We start from the raw sequence: 19,398 nt of genomic DNA, 5'->3' as shown, positions 1-19,398 counted from the left end.
GAAAACGATGACGAATGCCGAGCGCCCCTTCAGCCTGCGGTCGGTCGCGTTAACCGCCTTTCTCCCGACGCTGCTCTTCTCCACCGGTGAGGGCGCCATCATTCCGCTGATACCCCTAGTGGCCAACGATTTGGGCGCCAGTCTCGCCGTGGCCGGTTTCATTGCGGCCATGATCATGCTCGGCGAGCTGGTGGGCGACATCCCGAGCGGTGTGATCGTGTCGCGCATCGGCGAACGCAACGCCATGCTCTGGGCCTCGCTCCTCACGATCATCTCCGTGCTGGTGTGCCTCGTGGCACCCAACCCCTGGGTGCTTGGCATCGGCATCTTTCTCATTGGTATTGCCACCGCCATTTTTGCGCTGGCACGCCATGCCTTCATGGCCACCTATGTTCCCCTCGTCTACCGGGCTCGCGCGCTCTCCACGCTGGGGGGTGTCTTTCGCGCCGGCTGGTTCATCGGGCCCATCGTGGCGGCCGGACTCATTTTTGTGACCGGGTCCACCCAGTCGGCCTTCTGGCTGTTCATTGGCTGCTCGGTGGCTGCCGCGGTCATTCTGCTTCTGTTGCCGGATCCGAGCGCCACCTTTGGCGCCCGTCCCGCGCGCGGCGCATCCGCTTCTCGTCACGACGTCGACTCCGCAGCCGCTCCGGGTCTCTTTGCCACCATCCGCGCCAGTCGAGAGGTGCTGCTGCGTCTCGGTACCGGGGCCGCTCTGGTGGGTGCCATGCGCGCCAGCCGCACAGTCATGCTTCCACTCTGGGCGGTGAGCATCGGCATCAGCGCCCCGCAAACCGCGCTCATCATCGGCATCGCCGGCGGCATCGACTTCGCCCTGTTCTATGTGAGCGGCCAGATCATGGATCGTTTCGGCCGCATGTGGAGCGCCCTCCCATCCATGCTCGGGTTGGCCGCGGGCCACCTGGTGCTGGCGTTCACGCACGACCTGCCGACCAACGTTGAGTGGTTCATTGGAATTGCCATGTTCCTCTCCCTGGCCAACGGTGTGGGCAGTGGGCTGTTGATGACCCTGGGCGCCGACCTGGCCCCCAAAACCGGGCCCGCACCGTTTCTCGGGGCGTGGCGTTTCACAGCGGATGCCGGCAGCGCGGCCGCGCCACTCGCCGTCGCGACCCTCACCGGAATCGCCACTCTCTCAATTGCCAGCGGCGTTATGGGTGCAGTTGGCCTTTTTGGGGCCATACTGCTGTATCGGTACATTCCGCGCTACGCACCACATCGGCCGCGATAGCCCCGTTTCATCAGCGATAGGCACCACCATGCACCTGATCCGCTCATGTTACTGATCCACTCATGCAACTAATCCACACGGAACGGCTTCTCCTTCGGCCCTTTTCGGTGGAGGACGCGGACTTTATCTTCGATGTGTATTCGCGCTGGGATGTGCAGCGTTACCTGGGTGCCGTGCCGGGGGTGATGGCCTCCATCGATGAGGCCCTTGACCGCATCACGGCATGGCACGGCCTCGACGACGGTGTGCACGGCGTGTGGGCGGTGACGGAAGCCGACAGCGGCAAGCTGCTCGGCTCACTCCTGCTCAAGTTCATTCCCGCATCGGGAACGAACCTGGCCGCGGAGCCCGCCGGTGATACCGAGATTGGGTGGCATTTTCATCCAGATGCTCGGGGCAAGGGCTGCGCGAGCGAAGCGGCATCCGCTGTGCTCCGGCACGCCTTTGCGCACGGCCTGCAAAAGATTGTGGCCGTGACCAACCCCGACAACCATGCCTCGCAGCGGGTGTGTGAGCGGATTGGTATGCTCCATCACGGCATTTCGGAGGCCTATTACAACGCGCGGTGCGAGCTGTTTGTGGCCAGCGCCGCGCGGAGTGAACCGAGCATGAGCGGTGTGTGACTGACCATGCCCCTTCCCGGCGAATACGAAGCAAGCGGCTCGCAGTGGGTGCGCACTCCTTCTCGATGGTCGAGCGCGAGGTGGTTTGGGGGACTCGCTCACGAGGTCTCGAGACGCCGACGAAAAACGTGCCGGCTCCTCGACCAGCGAGGAGGGGCCCGCTTCTCTCATGGCCGCCACCCGTATCGGTGGTCGCTACGGTAATCGGCGTAGCGCCCACCGATCTGAGGCGCGGCCATCCGTCATATTAGGCGCGCCCACCGAAAACAGGCGCGCCCACCCTCTCGCTGGTCGAGCGCGAGCTTGCGAGTGGTCGAGACCTCGTGAGCTAGTCTTCGGAACTCGCTCACCAGGTCTCGAGACGCCGACGAAAAGCGTGCCGGCTCCTCGACCAGCGAGGAGGGGCGAGCAGCCCGCGCGCGGCCACCCTTTCGCTGGTCGAGCGCGAGCTTGCGAGTAGTCGAGACCTCGCGAGCCAGTCTTCGGGACTCGCTCACGGGGTCTCGAGACGCCGGCGAAAAGCGTGCCGGCTCCTCGACCAGCGAGGAGGGGCGCGCCGCCCGAGCGCGGCCACCCTCTCGCTGGTCGAGCGCGAGCTTGCGAGTAGTCGAGACCTCGTGAGCTAGTCTTCGGAACTCGCTCACCAGGTCTCGAGACGCCGGCAAAAAGCGTGCCGGCTCCTCGACCAGCGAGGTGGAGCCCGCAGCCCGCGCGCGAGCGCCCTCTCGCTGGTCGAGCGCGAGCTTGCGAGTAGTCGAGACCGGGTGAGTTAGTCTTCGGGGCTCGCTCACGGGGTCTCGAGACGCCGGCGAAAAGCATGCCAGCTCCTCGACCAGCAACAGCCCGCGCGCACCCGGCTCCTCGGCCAGCGAGGAGGGGCGCGGGGGTGGGGCTACGGGATGGCGGTCGCGGTGAGTTCCAGGTCGGACCGGGGACGCTCCCGCTGCGTGGCAATTGCGGCACCGGCAGCGACGCACACCACCACGATGGCGATCTGCTGCTGCAGAGTGAACGTTTCGCCGAGCACCAGCGCACCGAACGCCGCCGCGATGACCGGACCGAAGCTGGTGATGATCGAATAGAGCCGCGGGCTGATGCGGCGCAAAATGTAGGTGTCGACGGTATACGGGAACGCCGAGGACAGCACTCCAATGAGCACGAGCAACCCAATGATGCCCCAGTTGAGCTCACTGAAATCCACCGTCACCAGAGCGAGTGGCACCACGAGTGTCAGGCTCACCAGACTGGCGATAGTGATGCCTTCAAGCCCCGGGAACTCGGTGGCAACCTGCCGGGTGAGAAGAATGTAGGCCGCCCAGGATGCTGCTGCCGTCAGTGCAAGCACGATTCCCAGAACGCTGAGCGTGCCGTCCGACCAGGTCAGCAAGAACACACCGCCAGCCGCCGCCAGGGCACACACAAAGTCCAGCGGACGGCGGGACGTGGCGAGAGCGAGTCCGAAGGGACCGAGGAACTCAATCGTTGCCGCGATTCCCAGTCCAAGCAGCCCGACGGACATATAAAACGTGACGTTCATCACGGCCAGAACGACGCCGAGCGCGAGAGCGGGCCAGACCCGCCGCCAACTGAGCTGCGACAGCTTTGGGCGGTAAAACGGCAAAATCACGCAGACCATGACGATTTGACGCGCCGCAACCACGACCGGAGAGCCGACCACGGGAATGAGCAGGCCAGCCAGACTCGAACCAAAGTTGATGCTTACCTCGGTCGCAAGCTGGGCTCCCGCGCCATTCAATCGGTCCCTCTTGGCACTCACGACGCCTCCTCCCCGGCACCGAGGACGGTGCGCTATCGAGCGTAGCTGCTGGGGGCGCGCCAAGTGGCCGGGCCGAGTGCGGCATCCACTGTGCTAACGGAGACGCTAATCGGGGAGGGGAATGAAGCTGTAATCGCTGGTGAGGTGTTCCTTCTTACAGATGCCGCAGTAGAGCACGCCCGAGGTGCGCATGGCGATAACCCGGGAGGAGCATTGAATAACCTTGGGACCACAGCACGGAGAGATCACCATGTAGCCGCCAGGTTCTGCCGGGTCGTGACCGCTGAGGCCGCGATCGTGGTGAACACCCTCGCAGGGAAAATTTGTGTCGAAGTCGAGCAGCTCGACAAGCTCGGCGTCGAGAACTGCATCCAATAGCGCATCCATGATGGTGAAACGTTCCGTCCAGAGGAATCGAAGCCGCACAGCGGTACGTAACATCCGCTGGCGACTGCACCGGATGAGCGACGAAGAAACGTCGGTACACCAACCGGGGTCCGGGGCTGGACTGGAACTAGGCGCGCGCACTAGGAAAAAGGTTTCTTATTCAATAAAAAACTGTAATCGCCCTCTACGCGTTCTGTGCATCATACACTCGCAACCTGCAAATTGTTACCACACGACCGAACGAGCAACGGATGTCACCGTGATGGGCACACCGCGGGGAATAACCAGGGTCAGGACGGGCGGTCTCCACCACGCGGACAGCGAGACGGTGGCGCTGTGGCTGTCGGTTGAGTAGGCCTGGGTCATGGTGAGGCCCTCGAATTTTTCGTGCGGCAGGGCCAGATAGTCGGTGACCGCTTTCTGCACATCGGCGCCGGTGAGCGCACGCTGTGCCTCGGTGGTTCCCGGGTCGACGGCACCGAAATCGAAGGCTTCGGCTCCGGCGAAGGCGGCTCCGTCCGCGAGTGTGAAGAGCCGCTTGCGCTCGAGGTAGAGCGAGGTGGCGGCAACAATTACAAGGATGAGCACGAGAGAAAGAAACCCGTAGAAAATGGTGAGGAGAAGGGTGGAGCCGTCCTCGCTGCTGGCGGAATTCGAGCGGGCAACAGTGAGGTCGCGAATCCTCACCGGGTTCCCCAGAAACGTGACACGATCTGCGTTGCGGTGGCCTCAATCGGAATGCTCGCGCTGGTTGGAAGCGACAGCACATCGGGGACGAGCGGCAGAGTCACTCGGATTCTGACGCTGACGGTGATGGCGCTCTGACGTTTGAGGCACCCGCCGGCGGGGGCCGGGCAGTAGATGGATACCTCTGCAGCGTTCGCGTCGAGGCCGTAGTCGGCGAGCGCGAACTGCACGGCCCGCAGCGCCCGGGTGTTCGCGGCGGCCTCATCCGGCGAGTCCACGTACACCCGGGCAGCCTGGCGCGCGGCCCCCGCCACGGCGAGTGAGCCGCCCTGCAGCGCGGCCATGGCGACAATGAGGTAGACGAGGGGCCCGAGCAGAATCATTCCGGTCGTAATGAATTCGAGTGCCGCCGAGCCTTCTTCGGAGCGAACATCCTGAGGATCACGGGGGCGACGTCCCGGAGGGCGAACCGCTGCTGCGGCAGAGACCTTATTCCAGTGTTTCGCGAGCCGCATGACCATCAACCTCCAGCCCGCGATCGATGCCGAAGAGACCCAGAAGCGGAAGCGGTGTAACCACCCGCACGTGCACGCACGGGTAGCCCGCGATGGAGTCGTAGCTCGCGGTGACCCCGGTGGCATAGGCCGGCCCCACGGCGGTCTGGATCAGGTCACGCGTGCGCGCCGCGCCTTCGGCCAGACTGCTGTCGGCCAGCGAGGCGTAGCGAGCGCCTTCGGCTGCCGCGTCCAGCACGGTGTTGCGCACGTGCAGTGCCAGGCCCAGCTGCATGACGCCGAGGGTGAGCGCGGTGAGCAGGGCGGCGACCATAACGAACTCGGCCACGGCCGAACCTGTCTCCGCGGAGACAGCGATGCGCGCGCGGGCCGCGCGGAGCATCCGCTTCATGGTCGCCACTGCTCAGATGCCGCTGACCCGAGCGATGGCCTGTTCAAAGACACCGCTCAGGGCAGGACCGGCCAGGCCCCAAATAATAACGACCAGCCCGGCAGTCATCAGCGTGATCAAAACCCAGCCGGGAACGTCGCCGGTTTCGTCACTGAATCGGCGGGCAATGCGGCGGGCGAGTGTCGACATGATGGGCTACTTTCGTGAGGTGTGGGGCGGGGCAGGGTCAGAAGCCGGACTGCAGAACAACGAGCCCGGGAAAGATTGCGAACAGGATTGTCATGGGCAAAATCAAAAAGACGAGCGGCCCGAGCAATGCGTTAAAGTACCTTTATGGATTGCGTCATCTACACCCGCGTTAGCCTCGACCGCACAGGTGAGGCGCTAGCCGTTGCCCGCCAAGAGCAGGAGTGCCGCGCGCTGGCTGAGCGCCTAGGCCTGACAGTTGTCCACACATATACGGACAACGACATCAGCGCCACCACTGGCAAGGTACGGCCCGACTTCGAGGCCATGCTCAAGGCTCAGCCAGAGGCCATCATCGCTTGGCATCAGGACCGGCTGCTGCGCCTGACTAAAGACCTGGAGCGGGTCATTGAGCTGAACGTGCCCGTGTACACCGTGACGGCAGGCACCCTCGACCTGACCACACCGGCAGGGCGTGCCGTAGCCCGCACCGTGGCCGCGTGGAGCCAGTACGAGGGCGAACAGAAGGCCACACGACAGGTCGCCGCTAATGTGCAGCGGGCCGTCAGTGGTGTCCACTCTGGTCGCATGGGCTACGGCTACCGGCGCGAGGGCGCTGCCGCTGTGCTGCACTTTGATGAGGCCACGACCATTCGGTCGGCGGTGGCGCGTGTGCTCGACGGTGAATCGTTACGGGCGATCTGCAAGGACCTGGACACTCAGCAGGCTCCAACCCCAGGCCGAGGCGCACGCTGGAACAGTACGACGCTAAAGCAGTTGCTGCTCCGGCCTAGTCTGGCTGGGCTGACAATCCATAGGGGGCAGGTACTCGGCCATGCCCACGCCGACTCTCCTCGTGTGATCGACGAAGACACTCACGAAAGAATCAAAGCTTTGCTCACTGACCCGAGGCGACGCTCGGGCAACCCCGGCAGGGCACCCAAGTACCTACTCAGTGGCATCGCCCGGTGTGGCCGGTGCGACGGTGTCATGGCGCGGGCCATCGGTAGGATGACAACCACCAAGACAGGCGGGGTCAAGCGCCAGCCACCGAGCTACGTGTGCAGCGAGTGCTACCGCGTGCGCCGTAAGCAGACTGATGTGGACGCGCTGGTGGAGGGCATCGTGGTGGGCCGGTTGCAGATGCCCGACGCCGCGCAGTTGTTCGCCACGGGCGACCCGGCAGCACTGCAAGAGGCACGCGTCACGATCGAGGCGCTAGACGCCCGGCTGTCCAACGCCGCCGACATGTTTGCCACTGGTGGCATCGACGGCGGTCAGTTGACGCGCATCAGCGAGATACTGCGGGCCGACCGAGCTCAGGCTGCCGCTGCCGTAGAAGCCGCCCTACCTGCTGCCGTACCTGCCGAGTTGATGAGCGGGCAGGCTGCCGAGGCCTGGGTCGCACTCAGCATGGACAGTAAGCGTGCCGTGCTGACCTCGCTGGTCACGGTCACGATCCTGCCGAGCGGCAGCGGCAAGGCGTTCAACCCGGACACAGTGCGCGTCACCTGGAAGGGCTAGCGACGCCGAGGCGCTGTGAACGATCAGAAATGCTGCCGAAGCCAGTCAGGCATGGACGGGTCGTCAACGCCCCAGGATTCCGCGATCGTTTCATCCTGCTGCCAAGTGTTCTCCTTGCCATCGAAGAATTTCTGTCTGTGGCACTTGTACTTGACGACGGTGGCACCTTCGAGCCTGTACTCGTTCCAAAAGTAGTTCTGCTTCCCGTAGCCCTGCCACTCGTTAGTGGTGTAGATCGTCATGAAAGCAGAGCATACCGAGCCGTCGCCACCAGAGGGGCGAGGAGGTCCGCTACAGCCTGACTAATCCGCAATCGGGGCAGCGCGAGAACGGGCGCTCGGGACTGCCGGCGATCTGGAGACGCACGAGGCACCGAGCGCAAGACGGATCGCTCAGCGCCTCCAGATCATCCTGCATCGCGCGATCTTATCGAGAGTCACTCGGGCCGCGGGCGAGTTGTCCACAGTGGACGCTCCGGAGTTCTTCCAGCTGACTCACCAGATCATCTTCGCCGCTAAAGAGTCACTGCAAGCTTGTTCCGAAGGTGTACCATCTTCGAATCGATGGCCATACTCTGCCGCGGCCCAGTGAACGCGTTCACATGCGCCATGAGGTCCTGAGCGGGGCGGCTAACCAGCTTCGGAGTCAGTATCGCAATAAGGCGATCGAGCTGCTTCCTGGGAATCTCGGCGAGGTACTTGGATGAGGCATCCGCGCCGGTCGCGTAGAGCAGGGCCAGGTTCGCCTCAGCGGGAGTCATGCTGAGGAGCATCTGCTCGTACAGGCCGTCGGCCGCGAAGGCGATGCCGCTCGAACGTGCAAGGAAGGAATCGACCAAGCCGCTCGCATACTTCGCCCGGACGCCCGGCGGAACAGGCAGCGACCCGATGTAGGTCGCAAGCTCCTTCGCGATCGGCGGCTCGTTGTAGAAGTTGTTCATGCTAAGGTGAGCACCATGGAGGCGATCGAGGAGCACGTCGATCTCAGCTGCGCGGACATCCTCGGGAAGGTATGACGAGCCATCGACTGACTGGAGGAACTCCTTCGCGAGATCAGCCTGCGCAATGTCCAGGCTCGCCTTGAAACGCGCGAAACGCGTGCCGAAGGCGAACTTCATATCCTCAGAGAGGTTGGGCCACAGGTGCGGCAGAAGTAGACGCACGTTGTCACGCATGACAGGCGTGGAGTCAAGAGATACGTAGATGCCAAACAAGCCGTTGGCCAAGGTCTCGGACTGGTCCCTGCGTAGTCCGGCGAACAGAGTCGCGAAACCGGCGGCCTCCTCCTTCGTGACGGTCGCAGTCTTCACATTCGCGAGGAGCCGCCCCGTCTGTACCATCGTCGGGGACTGAGGGAGGGTGATGACCTCCTTGATGCAGGTCTCCATATACCCGAGCAACGAGTATGGCTGCAATTCATGCTGATTGGGGTGAGCGGCACTCGCGTGATTGCGCATGTGCCGCACGAGGTCGAGCTGCTGCTGGCCCAGGGGTGAGATGAATCCGACCTTCTGCGCGGCCCGGACCAGCTCGTCGTCGGTTACCTTCAATAGGTCGTCGGGGCCCTTGAGCTCCTTGCGCTTGTCTGAGGACACCGCGTTGTCGAAGAAGTAGTCGAGGTCGTAGTCGATGATCCGTTTGCGGAGCTCGCCGATCGTCTCGTCCCACAGGTAGTTCAATGCGGCGTCAAACAATCCAGCGCTCACCGCCAGCATGAACTTCGACAGATACATGGACGTCGCGCGCTTCTCGCGTGGGAGCCCCGCCATCGCACCGTCCATGTTCGAGAGAACCTGAACGCGCTGGTGCACCTCGACAAGCACACCCGATGACGGCAAGCCCATAATCTCTGCCTGTGCCAGTAGAGCGTTTTCGAACTGTGTGATGGCCGTGGTCATGTCCATCGCGCCCGCGGCCTGCGCGGGAACCATCGCCATCGGGTCTGTCACTTGATCCTGCTCTCCGTCGAGGACTTCTCGAACAAGTCATTATCTCAGGAGATCAGGCCGCATGGGTTTCTTCAGGCGAGTCAGGGTCTGCCAGAGTTGACTTATGGCTATTCACAACTGGTGGGATGCGGACCCCGAGGAGATCTATTGGCTGGAGATCAGGCAAGAGCCAGTTGGATTGGGGGATTATCTGCGCGCTCCGAAAGCAGCCATCGATGGTAACCCTTCGTGGTCCTACCAGCTGACCTCGTATGTGCAACCGGGCGATCGAGTGTTCCATTGGCACAAGACTCCTTCCGGCGAGCCTGGCATCCTCGGGTGGTCGGAAGCGGCTGGCCCGTTGGAGACAATCACCTGGTCTTGGCAGGCGCGCGGCACCAGGGGGCGGGAGCGTGGAGTGCCCACGGTTGGGCCGACGTGGAACATGCCACTGACCGGCTATACGGAGCTTGAGCGTCCTGTCACACGGTCAGCCCTGAACGCTCGTCGTGCCGAGGTATTGGAGGTGATCGCCGGCGTCACCCGCGCCCACGGTAAGCCGATCTATGCGCCCTTCCAGAATTACGGCGGTCGTGAACTGCGCGCTCAACAGGGTTACCTCACCAAGTTCCCCGCCGCCCTCGTAGCGCTCCTTTTCGACCGTCCGGATGTCGATGCGGCCGCAATGGCGAGCGGTCTCCGGGCGACAGCACGTGCTGGGCGCGGTCAGGGGTATATGGCGGATGCGGAGAAGAGGACTGCGCTCGAACAGCACGCCGTCCATATGGCTATTGAGCACTACCTAGCCGGTGGCGCGGCCCAGATTGAGGAGCTGGGCAAGCCTTACGACCTGCGCGTGACGTTGGACGGGATAGAGCGTCATGTCGAGGTCAAGGGCTCGGTCGGTGACGAGGTAGATAGTGTGCAGCTCACGCAAGGTGAGGTTAACCATGCCCGGAACTATCAGCCGACAGACCTTTTTGTTGTCGACGGGATAAGTGCTTCCCGGGGCGCTGATGGTTCCATCGTCACTTCTGGGGGGATAGTGCGCATCTGGTCGGAATGGGTTCCGAGCGACAGCGCCCTTCGTCCGACCCACCTGCGCTACACGCTCCCGGCCTTCTAGCGGGACGCGCGTCCACTGCGTATCAGTGTGCGCGAGCACGCGATGAGACTGCGCTAGTGTACGGATCATGGCGGGGATCAAAGGCGAGGCGGCGCAAGCCAAGGGTGCGGACGGCGCGAAGCGAGCGAAGCGTTGGCTTGAGTCGACTACGCGCGTCAATGCTCATTGGGTTAACCCCAACCCGCCCGCTGTCGATAAATTAACCTTCTTGTGGCCACATGGAGGGCAGACCTTCTCGTTCGACCTCGGTGGCACGCTCAAGTACGGCGAGTTCGACGGCCAGATGTTCTTCGCCGAGTCGAAGAACTATGCGAAGCCCCACGATCTCGGTGAGCACTACTCAAAGTTTCTTGCGCAGTGCTATGTCGCCTACATCGACAAGCCTGGGTTCTGTGACCACTTCATGTGGATCGCTTGGAGCCCCCACGACATCACGAAGTGGCCCGACCTCACGACAACTGCCTACGTGAAGAAGCATGTGCTCGCGAACCGTGAGCGGGTGTTTGGTGAGAAGGATGTTGCAAAGGCTGAGGCCAGCGTCGACGCCGACGCGGTGTCGGCCGTTGCGAGCAGACTGTGGTTCATCATCCTCTCCGAGAAGCAGGAGGCCCTGGTGATCTCCAACGTCCACCGGGGCGTCATCGAGCAGTACGAGGCTGAGAAGGGCTACTAATGGTTGTCGTGTCAGGCTTCGCAGCACTCATCCACGATGGATTGTTCGACCCCTCACCTAACGAATCAATCTTCCGCGTCAAGGACGCGGTAGCTAAGGAGTTAGAAGCACTCGACTCCACCGCCGACATCAAATCCACCAACTACTTCAATCACACGTTCGCACCTGACTTGGTCATGACGTGGCCGGATGCGAGCAGTCGGCGGGTGTACCTGCGACTGGCATACGACCTCGATGCGCTGGTGGACGACGTCGCCCTAATCGACACGACCGATCCCTTGATTTTCGGACTTACGAGTCCTGAATCGGAGCTGGCCCGTCCCGCCGTTGACGCGGTGATCTCCGACACAGACGCGATGTTCACTGAGCCCAACGCTCTGGAACGTTTGATCGACCGGAAGAAGACCGACTCAACCGCCAACATGCTCAGCAATGCGCTGGTCCAGGGCGGGCGCGGCACGTTCGTGGCCAATGAGGCGGTAGATCTGGCTGACGTGGTGGCGCGGGGGTTCGGTGCGGCGGCGCAGGTTGAGTTCGACCCGACAGCCGAGGCCGTGACTGCCATCGACGACCGTCTCGGGGGGCCACAGGCGTGGCGCATGAATCGTGTGCTGCAAGCGGTATGGGAGGGAAGCGAAGGCTCACTCAGCCAGTTCCCCGGCGGCGCGGACACGTCCGGTCGCCTCAACCCGGAGTCTTTGCGGTACCTCGTGAAGTACATGCGCACGGAGGACGATGGATTCTGGAAGCGGGTAGGTCGCAGCCTGAGACTTTCTGACCTAGACACGCTCGACTTCGATGCTGACGATGACAATATTCAGCGACTGATTCGTGCCAACCTAGACGTGCTGGCGGCGCGCGCGGCTGTGGTCAAGAGCGACCCTCTCGGCGTCGACTCCGCAGCCGAGGGTGAGTTGTTTCGCTGGGCTCGTCGTGGTAGACACATTAGCTTCGAGGCACCTCACCTCTTCGCGATCCTCGGCGGCGCGAAGAAGGATCTGGACCACCTGGAGAAGGACACGCCTCAGGCAGTCTCGGTCGAGCGGTTCATCGACCGCTCGGAGGGGTTTGAGTTGGTGGAGGTCAGCGTTCACTCTGGCCCGGAACACATTAGCGCGAAAATTGATGAGGGCGCGATCAGCACGGATCGTCTGCGTGGCCTGTCGGCGACGTTCGAAGGTGCCGGTGAGGTGGCGCAGTCCATCGTTTCCACGCGGTCGGGTCGAGTGAACGTCGACCTCGCGAACCGTACTGGTACAGGTGTAACGCGGAGCAACGTTCTCATGGCCGACCTGCTCGCAGCCACGGTTCCGCTCGTCAGCGATCTGTCAACGGAGCACCGCGAGGCACTCTCGGCCTTTCTCGCCTACGAGGTCGACAACGAGCAGATGCCGCTGGACATGTCAGCGCTCGAAGAGGTCGAGGACGCGGCACTCTCTGATGATCCGACTGTCAACGATGGTTGGTACGTACCGAACGACGACTAGCCGGGTGTGTTCAAGCGGCAAGCAGGCGCGTCTGCACTTTGGCCACCGTGTTAGCGGACCACGGCTCGCCCGTCGCGGTGCGTAGGCCCTCGGCATTGAGCTGCACAGCGGTCTCTGCGAGGGTGTGCGTGGCTCGAAGGGACCGCAGGCGGTCGCCGGTGCTCTGCGGGAGTATAGACACCCGGCCCATGTGCCTGCCCTGACGCTTGGCGGCTTGCATGGCGACAGAAGTCCGCTCGCCGATGACCTCGCGCTCCCACTCAGCCACCGACATCATGACGTTGGCAACGAGCTTGCCGGTCGGCGTGCTGGTGTCCACACCCAGGTCGATTGCCACGACAGACCACTTGCGCACAGCGGCGAGCTTCAAGATGCCCGAGAAGTCGTGCACGCTGCGGCTCAGGCGGTCAAGCTTGGCGACGACAATGCCTGCAACGTCGCGGCGCTTCGGGATGATGTGCAATCGGGCGAGCGCGGCCTGCAACTGGGGGCGGGCCAGCGACTTAGCCGAGAGCCCCTCGTCCAAGTACCAGATCACGTCCCAGCCGTGCGCGTCGGCGTAGCGCTGGATGGTGTCGCGCTGAGCCGCCAGACCGAGTCCGCTGGTGACCTGTTCCTCGGTGGACACCCGCAGGTAGCCGATCATCGTGGTCATCGGTTCTCCGTCTCCGGGCAGCCCTGCTTGCAGGCCTCGCGGGCGGCGGTCCTGGTGGGGAACCCACCGAACGTGATGTTGCACAGTTGCACCTCGCCGTCTACCTCGTACTCGCAGCGGGCGGCGTACCCGCCCTGGCGGGGCACGGTGGTGATGTGGTGTCGTGTCATTGTGGGCATGTTTCGGTCCTCCTTGAGTGGTCGAACATTTGTTCGAACATGAGGAACTATGCCTCAAGGGGACCCTTTGAGCAAACCGCGTGCTCTTGGCCAGGCCCTGCGTGGTCGCGCTCTCCTCCCCCGTTGCTCAGCCGGGATGCCGCGCGGATGTCGGCCCCTCGGCGTGGGCCTCTGAGGCGTCGCTCAAGGACTCGGCAGAACGCGGGGATACCCGGGGCCACCCTGGGACGCCATGGCGTCTGAGAGGGCGTCGCGGCGCACCACAGCGCCCCCCCTGCCGGCCCATGCAGAGGAGCGCAAGCGGTCCCCAGTCAGGAAAATCAAGGTGCCGGATACGTGATGCCGTTGGAGAGGTTGCCTTCTATCCATTGGCCACGAGCGTGGCCCGAGGACCTTGAGGGCGGCCAACGAACGTCGCTAAGGCGAAATCTGCGAGAGATCGACATCCATCTGCTTCTCGAGCGAACGATGGTCACTGCTGGCCGTCACGAAGACCACGGCGCCAGCAATCAGTACGATGCCGACGGTGATCGTCTCGGCTATGAGCCAACCGAGGGGAACCGCAGTGGTGGTGAAAAGGAAACCGAGGCTGCCAAACGTTAGGCCTAGTGTGATGGCGATGACGACCGCGAAGACGTAATAGTTCGCCGGACCACGCATAGCAAGCTTCCCGCCCTGACTTCTCCACAGACCGAGCGATGAACTGGAAGTCGTAGCCAACTTTGCCGCTTGTGCCTCGGCGAAGTCTCGGTACGCGCTGAGAAGCAGATGTTCATGGATCATCCGCCCAGCGATCGCCCACAGGAGAACGCAGATGATCGGAACGAACGCGAACACTTCGTACCGGGAGTACGAGATCGCCACCCCCGATAGCGCAGCGACGGTGGTAAGGCCTATGGCTACTAGTTCGTAGGCCTTCTGCTGGAGCCCTCGCGCTTGGTTGTCATAGTGCTCGAACCTGCTTGCCCAATACGCGCCTTCTGTCATGAAACCAAACTAATGCACAACAGCGCCGCCGTGGCAGCGGGAGGATGCTCATGGCACGCAGAGTACGACCGGTCGGACGTTTGTGATCCACGCTCCCGTGTTTTCACCGTCAGCACCTGCCTTTTGCCAGGTCACGTCACGCACTCGCACCGCTCCGGGCACGCCCGCGTCGATCAGCTGCTGGAACACGCGCTCGCGCACCTCCGCGATGACGCCCTCCGGGGCCTGAGATCCGAGCGCCTCCGGGGCGACCTCGATCCACTGACCGCCCGCGGCCAGCCGGAGCGGGTTCGCCGCGAATATCTCGTCGGACAGCTGCTCGGAGGTGAACAGTTCCAGCCCGTCGCAGGGAGGCGTATAGTCCCGCAGTGAGGCGTTCAGGGCTGCCCACTCGGCGTCAGCATTGCCTGCCATTAGTCGGCCCTCCTAGGTTCGGTGGTTGATGTTAGGTCAAGGGCATCTTCCCGAGGCCAGGGTGGGTTGTCCACACAAGCCGGGGATTTTTTGGTCATGAGGGGCTCCTTCGATCGCTGCCTTGCGGCGCTGCCAAGCGGTACCGGCCAAGCGGTACCAGTACCGCCCCGGGTACCGGTTTTTTCCTATGGGGGCGCGGAAAAGGTGGCGTGGTACTGGCGGTACCCCCCCCTTTTAAAGGGGGTACCGCCGGTACCGCTGCCACCGCCGACATGGGTGGACCCGGCCCGGTACTAGTGGTACCCAGTCATTAGCTCCCTCCTCTCGTGCAGAGCCACGGGCAGGTATCGTCGTGAACGACGATCAGGTGGTGCAAGCCGAATGTGTCCACCTCAAGGCGGGTGCGGGCGTTGCAGTCCGGGCACTGATAGTCGCGAGCAAAGCAGATCGCGCGGGGGCAAGCTCAGGCATCAGCCATCGCCTCCCTGTACTGCCTCAGCGCATCCAGCACACGTGGACCGCCCCACTTCATGCGGGCCATGACGTCACGCTTGGAGATAGGCGGTGGGTTCAGCGCACGAAGCTTGTCCACGTCGGTCTCCACGACCTGTACCTCTAGCGTTCTCGTTGGTGGCTTTACGGGCGCTTCCTCCGGCGCGTAGAACTTCCACTGTGGCTGATCTCGGTTATCCCTGCCCAGCGAGAAGCTCGCTGCCCTGGGGCGCTTGCCCTCGCGCGGGGAGTTGTCGCGGATGTTGCCCGGTCGGTCCTTCACGATCCGCAAGTCGGCACGGCCACCGCCTGACGGCGTGAAGGCGATGACGGTCTGCACTTCGTAATAGGCACCGTTGGAAGCGCGCTTCTTTGCCATCGTCCCCGAGGCCCCATACGCCCGGGAGTCATGCCCTTTCGCAAGGTGATCGATCGTGACGACACAGGCCCCGTGGGTCGCCAGCTTTGCCGCCACCTGACGGTTCACTCCGGTGAAGTCATCAGCCGAGTCGCTGGATGCCCCGAACAAGGGCAGCAGCTCGCCGACGCTGTCAATGACGACGTAATCCGGCCCCCACTCCGCTGCATCGGCTACTGCTCGCATTACGTCTGCTTGGTCATCCAGCACTTCGGAGGCGATGCGGAACCTGGCACGGTTGATGAGCACACTGTTCTGGACGCCGAACCCTGTCAGCAGCAACACCAAGTCACTGCCTCCGTTGTGGTCAAGGTCGAGCCACAGCACGCTTCCCCCCGAGGCCAGCACGTCAGCGGCTACGCAAGCTGCGATCAGCGTCTTGCCTGACTCAGGGTCACCAACCAGCGTGTTTACCTTGCCTCGGTAGAACAGCCCCTGACCATCTGTGCGGAGAGCGACGGTCGCCTTGGGCCTGTGCTGGGAACCGCTCAGCACGGTGGCTACATCGACGTACAGGTCTTGGGAGGAGTCGTCACCGTCCGGCTCCTCACGTGTAGCGGTGGGCTCATATTCGGTTGGCGGCTCTTGCATCACCGCGTCCAAGTCGGACTCCACCCGAGCGGTAGCCTTCATCCACGCCTGATCAAACGCCTCGCCCGTATCGGGGTAGTTGCGGATGTACCGCTCACGGGCGACGTCGTACGCCTGCCGACGCCCATTACCCCACATCAAGTCGTCCACGAGGGGTGTGATCAGACTGAGCAGCTTGGCGTTGCCAACACCTTCGAGCGGCACTGCCTCGGCCAGCTTGCGCGCCTTGGTGCTCGGCTCCGAGCTACGCTCTTCCGCCAGCCACTCCTCCAGCGACACCCTGGACGAGTAGGCGGTCTTTTTGTGGTGCACAATGGCCCACGCTGGGGCCGGGGTGAGGCTCGGGGCCTCAGCGAGCACTGACCCGTTGTAGATCACCATCCCGACGCCCGCACGAATGTCCACACCGGGCATACCGAGGACGTCTGAGGCGATGGTGCAGTCGACACCTGCCGGGGCCGCGAACACGTCGTGCCTGCCGTTGCAGCTGCGGCTGGTGTAGTGCATGGTCGCTGGCAGCCTGATGCCCGCCAGTTCGAGACTCGCAAAGCCGTCACGGCCGTCCTTGTTGTCACGGTCCACCACGAGCAGACCACTGCGCCCACAGTGGACACCGATGCGCTCATCCCGCTGGAACCATCTGTTGATGGTTGCCGGGTCGGTAGTGGCCTCTTCACCCCAGCGGACGCGAGGCTTGCCCTTGGCGGAGCATGGGAACACATACCACCCAACCGCAGCCAGGCTGAGGGCGATGTCGAGGGTGCTCAACTGGTCACCTCGCCGTCTTCCTCGTCCGCTTCAACTACCAGTCGCAGGCGGATAGGCTCATCCGCTGTGAAGTAGAACAGGCCGTGGCACTCGTCGCCGCACCGGGGGTGATCCTCATGCAGGTGCTCCAGGCTCCAGCTGAGTCCCTCCCGGTCCCCGAACAGGTGGACGTCATACTGGTACGGCCCCTCGGTGCCGCCAACAATGTGGACATATCCATACCTGGAGTTGCGCTCGGCCACGCCGGGGAGCAGGACTCCGTGTGATGCCCACGGCTCGAACCACTTAGGGTCAGGGCCGTTGCTCAGCACGCGCATGGCATCAGACCGTGACAGTCCTCGCTTGCTTGGGTAATCGGCTGCGATCCAATGGCGGGTCATCGCTGACCTCCCCGCAGGAGGCCCGACAGGCGCTTGGTCTGGGCAGGGGTGAGCGGGGGCGCGGCGGCTAGCGCACGCTCGATGGCAGCGGCGATCTTGGCTTCGGCCAGGTTGCGCCGGGCAGTAACTTCCCTCTCGGGGTCATGGACTCTCACGGCAACGGCAACATAAGCCGACGCCTGATTCGGGGTAAGGGACACGGAAAAGCTCCTCAGCGAGGTAGCACGCAGGGCGTGCCAAACGTGAGGTTCCCGCTGAGGAGCCTTCTTATAAGCCCCCATCCACGTCAAGCGTGGCGTGAGGACTGCTGTTCAGTTATAAGTCTGTGTGGCGTCAGCCGAGGGGGACTTCCGCGTTACCCCACTTGCGAGCTTCGTCAAGGAGAGGATACAGCTGTTCGGCCGTGTAGACGTCATCACGCGTGCACCGGCCATGGCCGCACTCGAAGCGATGCCGTAGCCGTACGTCCCCGGTCGGCTCCTGCACGGTGTCAAGCTGGCCTTCGCTGCGAACGCGCGCCCATCCGTCTTCGTAGCGGAACTCCGCCACGGTGCGCAGGGGGTGCGTACGCATGGCGGTGCCCCGGCAGCTGAGCTTGACGACGAACGACATGTGTACTATTATGCCGCTCCCCCACCCATCAGCGCCAAACCTATAAGAAAACCCCAGGTCAGGTGGCGAGTTGCACCCAGCAACGGACACGGCTGCGCCCTCCCTGCGTCCCGCTGCCCCCTTAGGCCGCCGGGTTAGCACGGCGGGACCGGGGCGTGCTGCTGGGTCCGAGAGGGAGCGCTCAGGGCCGATGGCGGATGCGACAGGCATGGCTTGCGTTGCGGGCCCTACGCGTGCTCCGCGAACAGGTCAGTGGCGGGCACGTCGAGCGTCTGGGCGAGGCGCTGGATGATGTCCAGCGTCGGATTCCGCCGACCGCGCTCGATACCAGAAACGTAGGTGCGGTCAAGGTTCGCACGGTGGGCGAAGTCCTCCTGTGACCAGCCGTGTCCGACCCTGAGTTCGCGCACGCGCGCACCGAAGACGGCGCGGTGGGTAGGGGCTGGCATGTATCTACGCTGACGCTAAGCTGACAATGAGTCCACGGACTATGAGTCACATAAGTAAAGGAGCGCCCCGTATGCCCGAGCAGTCACCTCAGCCCTCAGCATCCACGCCGAGGAAGCCGTGGTACATGAAATGGTGGGCTTGGCTTATCGCGGCGGCTGTTGTCGTCGGCGGCGTCAACGCTGTTATCAACCCGAGCAGCGACGGATCTCCGTCTGGGACACCCCAGTCAACGCAGGACGTTCCGGCTGAGCCAGCCACGTCCGAGACCGCCGCCCAGCCCGCCCCGCTCGATCTGGAGGCCTTCCTCACCGGGTCAGGCGTTGCCTTGGACAGTGCTCAAATATCCGCGCGGAAGGCGGGGATATACGTGCCGAGAGAGACAACCAATGAGCAGGCGCAGCAGATCGCCAACGAGGCGATGCTGTACATCTGTGACCATGCGACACAGGCTGGCGACAGCTCCCCGGCTGCAAACCGGGTCGAAGTCTCTGACAACGTCAGCATCTACGAGCCGAACTACAACGCTGCCGATCACCCGTCAGGATTCGCTACCGACGAAATTTGCCAGGGCTGAAGCCCACGGAGTATGAGTCACATCCATTCGAAAGGTGCCCTATGTCCAACCACCTCAACATCTACGCCCAGAAGGGTTGTATTGACTGCAAGTCGTGCGAGAAGGGAGGCGCGCACATCGGGCGCATGACTGTCATCTGGACGATTGCGATCTGCACGGCGGGAATCGGGCTCATCTACCTGCCGTTCTACAAGAAGTGCCAATACTGCGCGCACAACATTTGGTGGAACAAGCACTACGGGCCGGACCTGCGCCAGACGGCGCAGACGCCCGCCGTCGTCGCCAACTGAGTTTCGCGACGACTGGCCCAGGCTAGGTCCGCA

At 63.3% G+C, this 19,398-nt stretch carries 25 protein-coding genes; 8 read left to right on the top strand and 17 right to left on the bottom strand.

What is annotated here, in order from left to right; all coding sequences use genetic code 11:
* Positions 1-7 precede the first annotated feature (7 nt).
* Entirely contained in the window at positions 8-1,252 is a 1,245-nt protein-coding gene (locus tag H4V99_RS05010) for an MFS transporter (protein WP_280676077.1), read from the top strand.
* A gap of 62 nt (positions 1,253-1,314) precedes the next feature.
* Positions 1,315-1,875, top strand: coding sequence for a GNAT family N-acetyltransferase (locus H4V99_RS05005; RefSeq protein WP_280676075.1), 561 nt, complete (start codon positions 1,315-1,317; stop codon positions 1,873-1,875).
* An 892-nt stretch (positions 1,876-2,767) separates the two neighbouring features.
* Here H4V99_RS05005 and H4V99_RS05000 read toward each other — a convergent pair.
* From H4V99_RS05000 to H4V99_RS04975, 6 genes are all read right to left on the bottom strand, one after another.
* A complete protein-coding gene (locus H4V99_RS05000) occupies positions 2,768-3,652 on the bottom strand; it encodes an EamA family transporter (RefSeq protein ID WP_280676073.1) in 885 nt (294 codons plus the stop codon).
* Positions 3,653-3,757: 105 nt separating this feature from the next.
* Positions 3,758-4,078, bottom strand: coding sequence for a hypothetical protein (locus H4V99_RS04995; RefSeq protein WP_280676071.1), 321 nt, complete (start codon positions 4,076-4,078; stop codon positions 3,758-3,760).
* Positions 4,079-4,264: 186 nt separating this feature from the next.
* On the bottom strand, positions 4,265-4,726 hold the full coding sequence (locus tag H4V99_RS04990) for a pilus assembly protein TadG-related protein (RefSeq protein WP_280676069.1): 462 nt from the start codon (positions 4,724-4,726) through the stop codon (positions 4,265-4,267).
* Positions 4,723-5,241 carry a hypothetical protein gene (locus H4V99_RS04985; protein WP_280676067.1) on the bottom strand — a complete coding sequence of 173 codons (519 nt, stop codon included), beginning with the start codon at positions 5,239-5,241 and terminating at the stop codon, positions 4,723-4,725. The genes H4V99_RS04990 and H4V99_RS04985 overlap by 4 nt, the downstream gene beginning before the upstream one ends.
* Entirely contained in the window at positions 5,216-5,632 is a 417-nt protein-coding gene (locus H4V99_RS04980) for a TadE/TadG family type IV pilus assembly protein (RefSeq protein ID WP_280676065.1), read from the bottom strand. Before H4V99_RS04980 ends, H4V99_RS04985 begins: the two co-directional genes overlap by 26 nt.
* Positions 5,633-5,644: 12 nt before the next feature.
* The gene (locus H4V99_RS04975) at positions 5,645-5,821 is read right to left on the bottom strand and encodes a hypothetical protein (protein WP_280676063.1); all 177 of its coding nucleotides are present in this window, start codon (positions 5,819-5,821) and stop codon (positions 5,645-5,647) included.
* Positions 5,822-5,965: 144 nt separating this feature from the next.
* On the opposite strand from H4V99_RS04975, the gene H4V99_RS04970 reads away from it, so the two are divergent.
* Positions 5,966-7,342 (top strand): recombinase family protein, encoded by a 1,377-nt coding sequence (locus H4V99_RS04970; RefSeq protein ID WP_280676061.1) that lies wholly within the window; start codon positions 5,966-5,968, stop codon positions 7,340-7,342.
* A 23-nt stretch (positions 7,343-7,365) separates the two neighbouring features.
* Here H4V99_RS04970 and H4V99_RS04965 read toward each other — a convergent pair whose 3' ends face one another.
* Together H4V99_RS04965 and H4V99_RS04960 are read right to left on the bottom strand one after the other, a co-directional pair.
* The gene (locus tag H4V99_RS04965) at positions 7,366-7,584 is read right to left on the bottom strand and encodes a hypothetical protein (RefSeq protein ID WP_280676059.1); all 219 of its coding nucleotides are present in this window, start codon (positions 7,582-7,584) and stop codon (positions 7,366-7,368) included.
* A 272-nt stretch (positions 7,585-7,856) separates the two neighbouring features.
* The gene (locus tag H4V99_RS04960) at positions 7,857-9,290 is read right to left on the bottom strand and encodes a hypothetical protein (protein ID WP_280676057.1); all 1,434 of its coding nucleotides are present in this window, start codon (positions 9,288-9,290) and stop codon (positions 7,857-7,859) included.
* Positions 9,291-9,393: 103 nt separating this feature from the next.
* Here H4V99_RS04960 and H4V99_RS04955 point away from each other — a divergent pair, with 103 nt between their 5' ends.
* The 3 genes from H4V99_RS04955 (at position 9,394) to H4V99_RS04945 (ending at position 12,555) form a co-directional block, all read left to right on the top strand.
* A complete protein-coding gene (locus H4V99_RS04955) occupies positions 9,394-10,395 on the top strand; it encodes a DUF3883 domain-containing protein (RefSeq protein WP_280676056.1) in 1,002 nt (333 codons plus the stop codon).
* A gap of 67 nt (positions 10,396-10,462) precedes the next feature.
* On the top strand, positions 10,463-11,068 hold the full coding sequence (locus tag H4V99_RS04950; protein WP_280676054.1) for a hypothetical protein: 606 nt from the start codon (positions 10,463-10,465) through the stop codon (positions 11,066-11,068).
* Positions 11,068-12,555 (top strand): hypothetical protein, encoded by a 1,488-nt coding sequence (locus H4V99_RS04945; protein ID WP_280676052.1) that lies wholly within the window; start codon positions 11,068-11,070, stop codon positions 12,553-12,555. Before H4V99_RS04950 ends, H4V99_RS04945 begins: the two co-directional genes overlap by 1 nt.
* A 10-nt stretch (positions 12,556-12,565) precedes the next feature.
* Here the strand turns inward: H4V99_RS04945 and H4V99_RS04940 are convergent, their stop codons facing one another.
* From H4V99_RS04940 to H4V99_RS04900, 9 genes are all read right to left on the bottom strand, one after another.
* The gene (locus H4V99_RS04940) at positions 12,566-13,210 is read right to left on the bottom strand and encodes a recombinase family protein (RefSeq protein WP_280676050.1); all 645 of its coding nucleotides are present in this window, start codon (positions 13,208-13,210) and stop codon (positions 12,566-12,568) included.
* A complete protein-coding gene (locus H4V99_RS04935; RefSeq protein ID WP_280676049.1) occupies positions 13,207-13,389 on the bottom strand; it encodes a hypothetical protein in 183 nt (60 codons plus the stop codon). The genes H4V99_RS04940 and H4V99_RS04935 overlap by 4 nt, the downstream gene beginning before the upstream one ends.
* A gap of 417 nt (positions 13,390-13,806) precedes the next feature.
* Positions 13,807-14,376 (bottom strand): hypothetical protein, encoded by a 570-nt coding sequence (locus tag H4V99_RS04930; protein WP_280676048.1) that lies wholly within the window; start codon positions 14,374-14,376, stop codon positions 13,807-13,809.
* 48 nt (positions 14,377-14,424) lie between these two features.
* Positions 14,425-14,790, bottom strand: a complete 366-nt coding sequence (locus H4V99_RS04925) for a hypothetical protein (protein WP_280676047.1) — start codon at positions 14,788-14,790, stop codon at positions 14,425-14,427.
* A gap of 463 nt (positions 14,791-15,253) precedes the next feature.
* Entirely contained in the window at positions 15,254-17,059 is a 1,806-nt protein-coding gene (locus tag H4V99_RS04920) for a bifunctional DNA primase/polymerase (RefSeq protein WP_280676046.1), read from the bottom strand.
* Entirely contained in the window at positions 17,056-17,439 is a 384-nt protein-coding gene (locus tag H4V99_RS04915) for a hypothetical protein (RefSeq protein WP_280676044.1), read from the bottom strand. The genes H4V99_RS04920 and H4V99_RS04915 overlap by 4 nt, the downstream gene beginning before the upstream one ends.
* A complete protein-coding gene (locus H4V99_RS04910) occupies positions 17,436-17,639 on the bottom strand; it encodes a hypothetical protein (protein ID WP_280676042.1) in 204 nt (67 codons plus the stop codon). Before H4V99_RS04910 ends, H4V99_RS04915 begins: the two co-directional genes overlap by 4 nt.
* Positions 17,640-17,772: 133 nt before the next feature.
* A complete protein-coding gene (locus H4V99_RS04905) occupies positions 17,773-18,051 on the bottom strand; it encodes a hypothetical protein (protein WP_280676040.1) in 279 nt (92 codons plus the stop codon).
* Positions 18,052-18,278: 227 nt separating this feature from the next.
* Positions 18,279-18,500 (bottom strand): helix-turn-helix transcriptional regulator, encoded by a 222-nt coding sequence (locus H4V99_RS04900; protein WP_280676038.1) that lies wholly within the window; start codon positions 18,498-18,500, stop codon positions 18,279-18,281.
* Between the two features lie 125 nt (positions 18,501-18,625).
* Between H4V99_RS04900 and H4V99_RS04895 the strand changes: the two genes are divergently transcribed.
* Together H4V99_RS04895 and H4V99_RS04890 are read left to right on the top strand one after the other, a co-directional pair.
* Complete coding sequence (locus H4V99_RS04895; RefSeq protein ID WP_280676036.1) at positions 18,626-19,075, top strand: hypothetical protein; 450 nt, start codon at positions 18,626-18,628, stop codon at positions 19,073-19,075.
* Between the two features lie 41 nt (positions 19,076-19,116).
* A complete protein-coding gene (locus tag H4V99_RS04890; RefSeq protein ID WP_280676034.1) occupies positions 19,117-19,365 on the top strand; it encodes a hypothetical protein in 249 nt (82 codons plus the stop codon).
* Positions 19,366-19,398: the final 33 nt, after the last annotated feature.

The sequence above is a fragment of the Cryobacterium sp. CG_9.6 genome, assembly GCF_029893365.1.
In the GTDB taxonomy this organism is placed as follows: Bacteria; Actinomycetota; Actinomycetes; order Actinomycetales; family Microbacteriaceae; genus Cryobacterium.
This window is presented reverse-complemented; position numbering and strand designations above follow the sequence as displayed.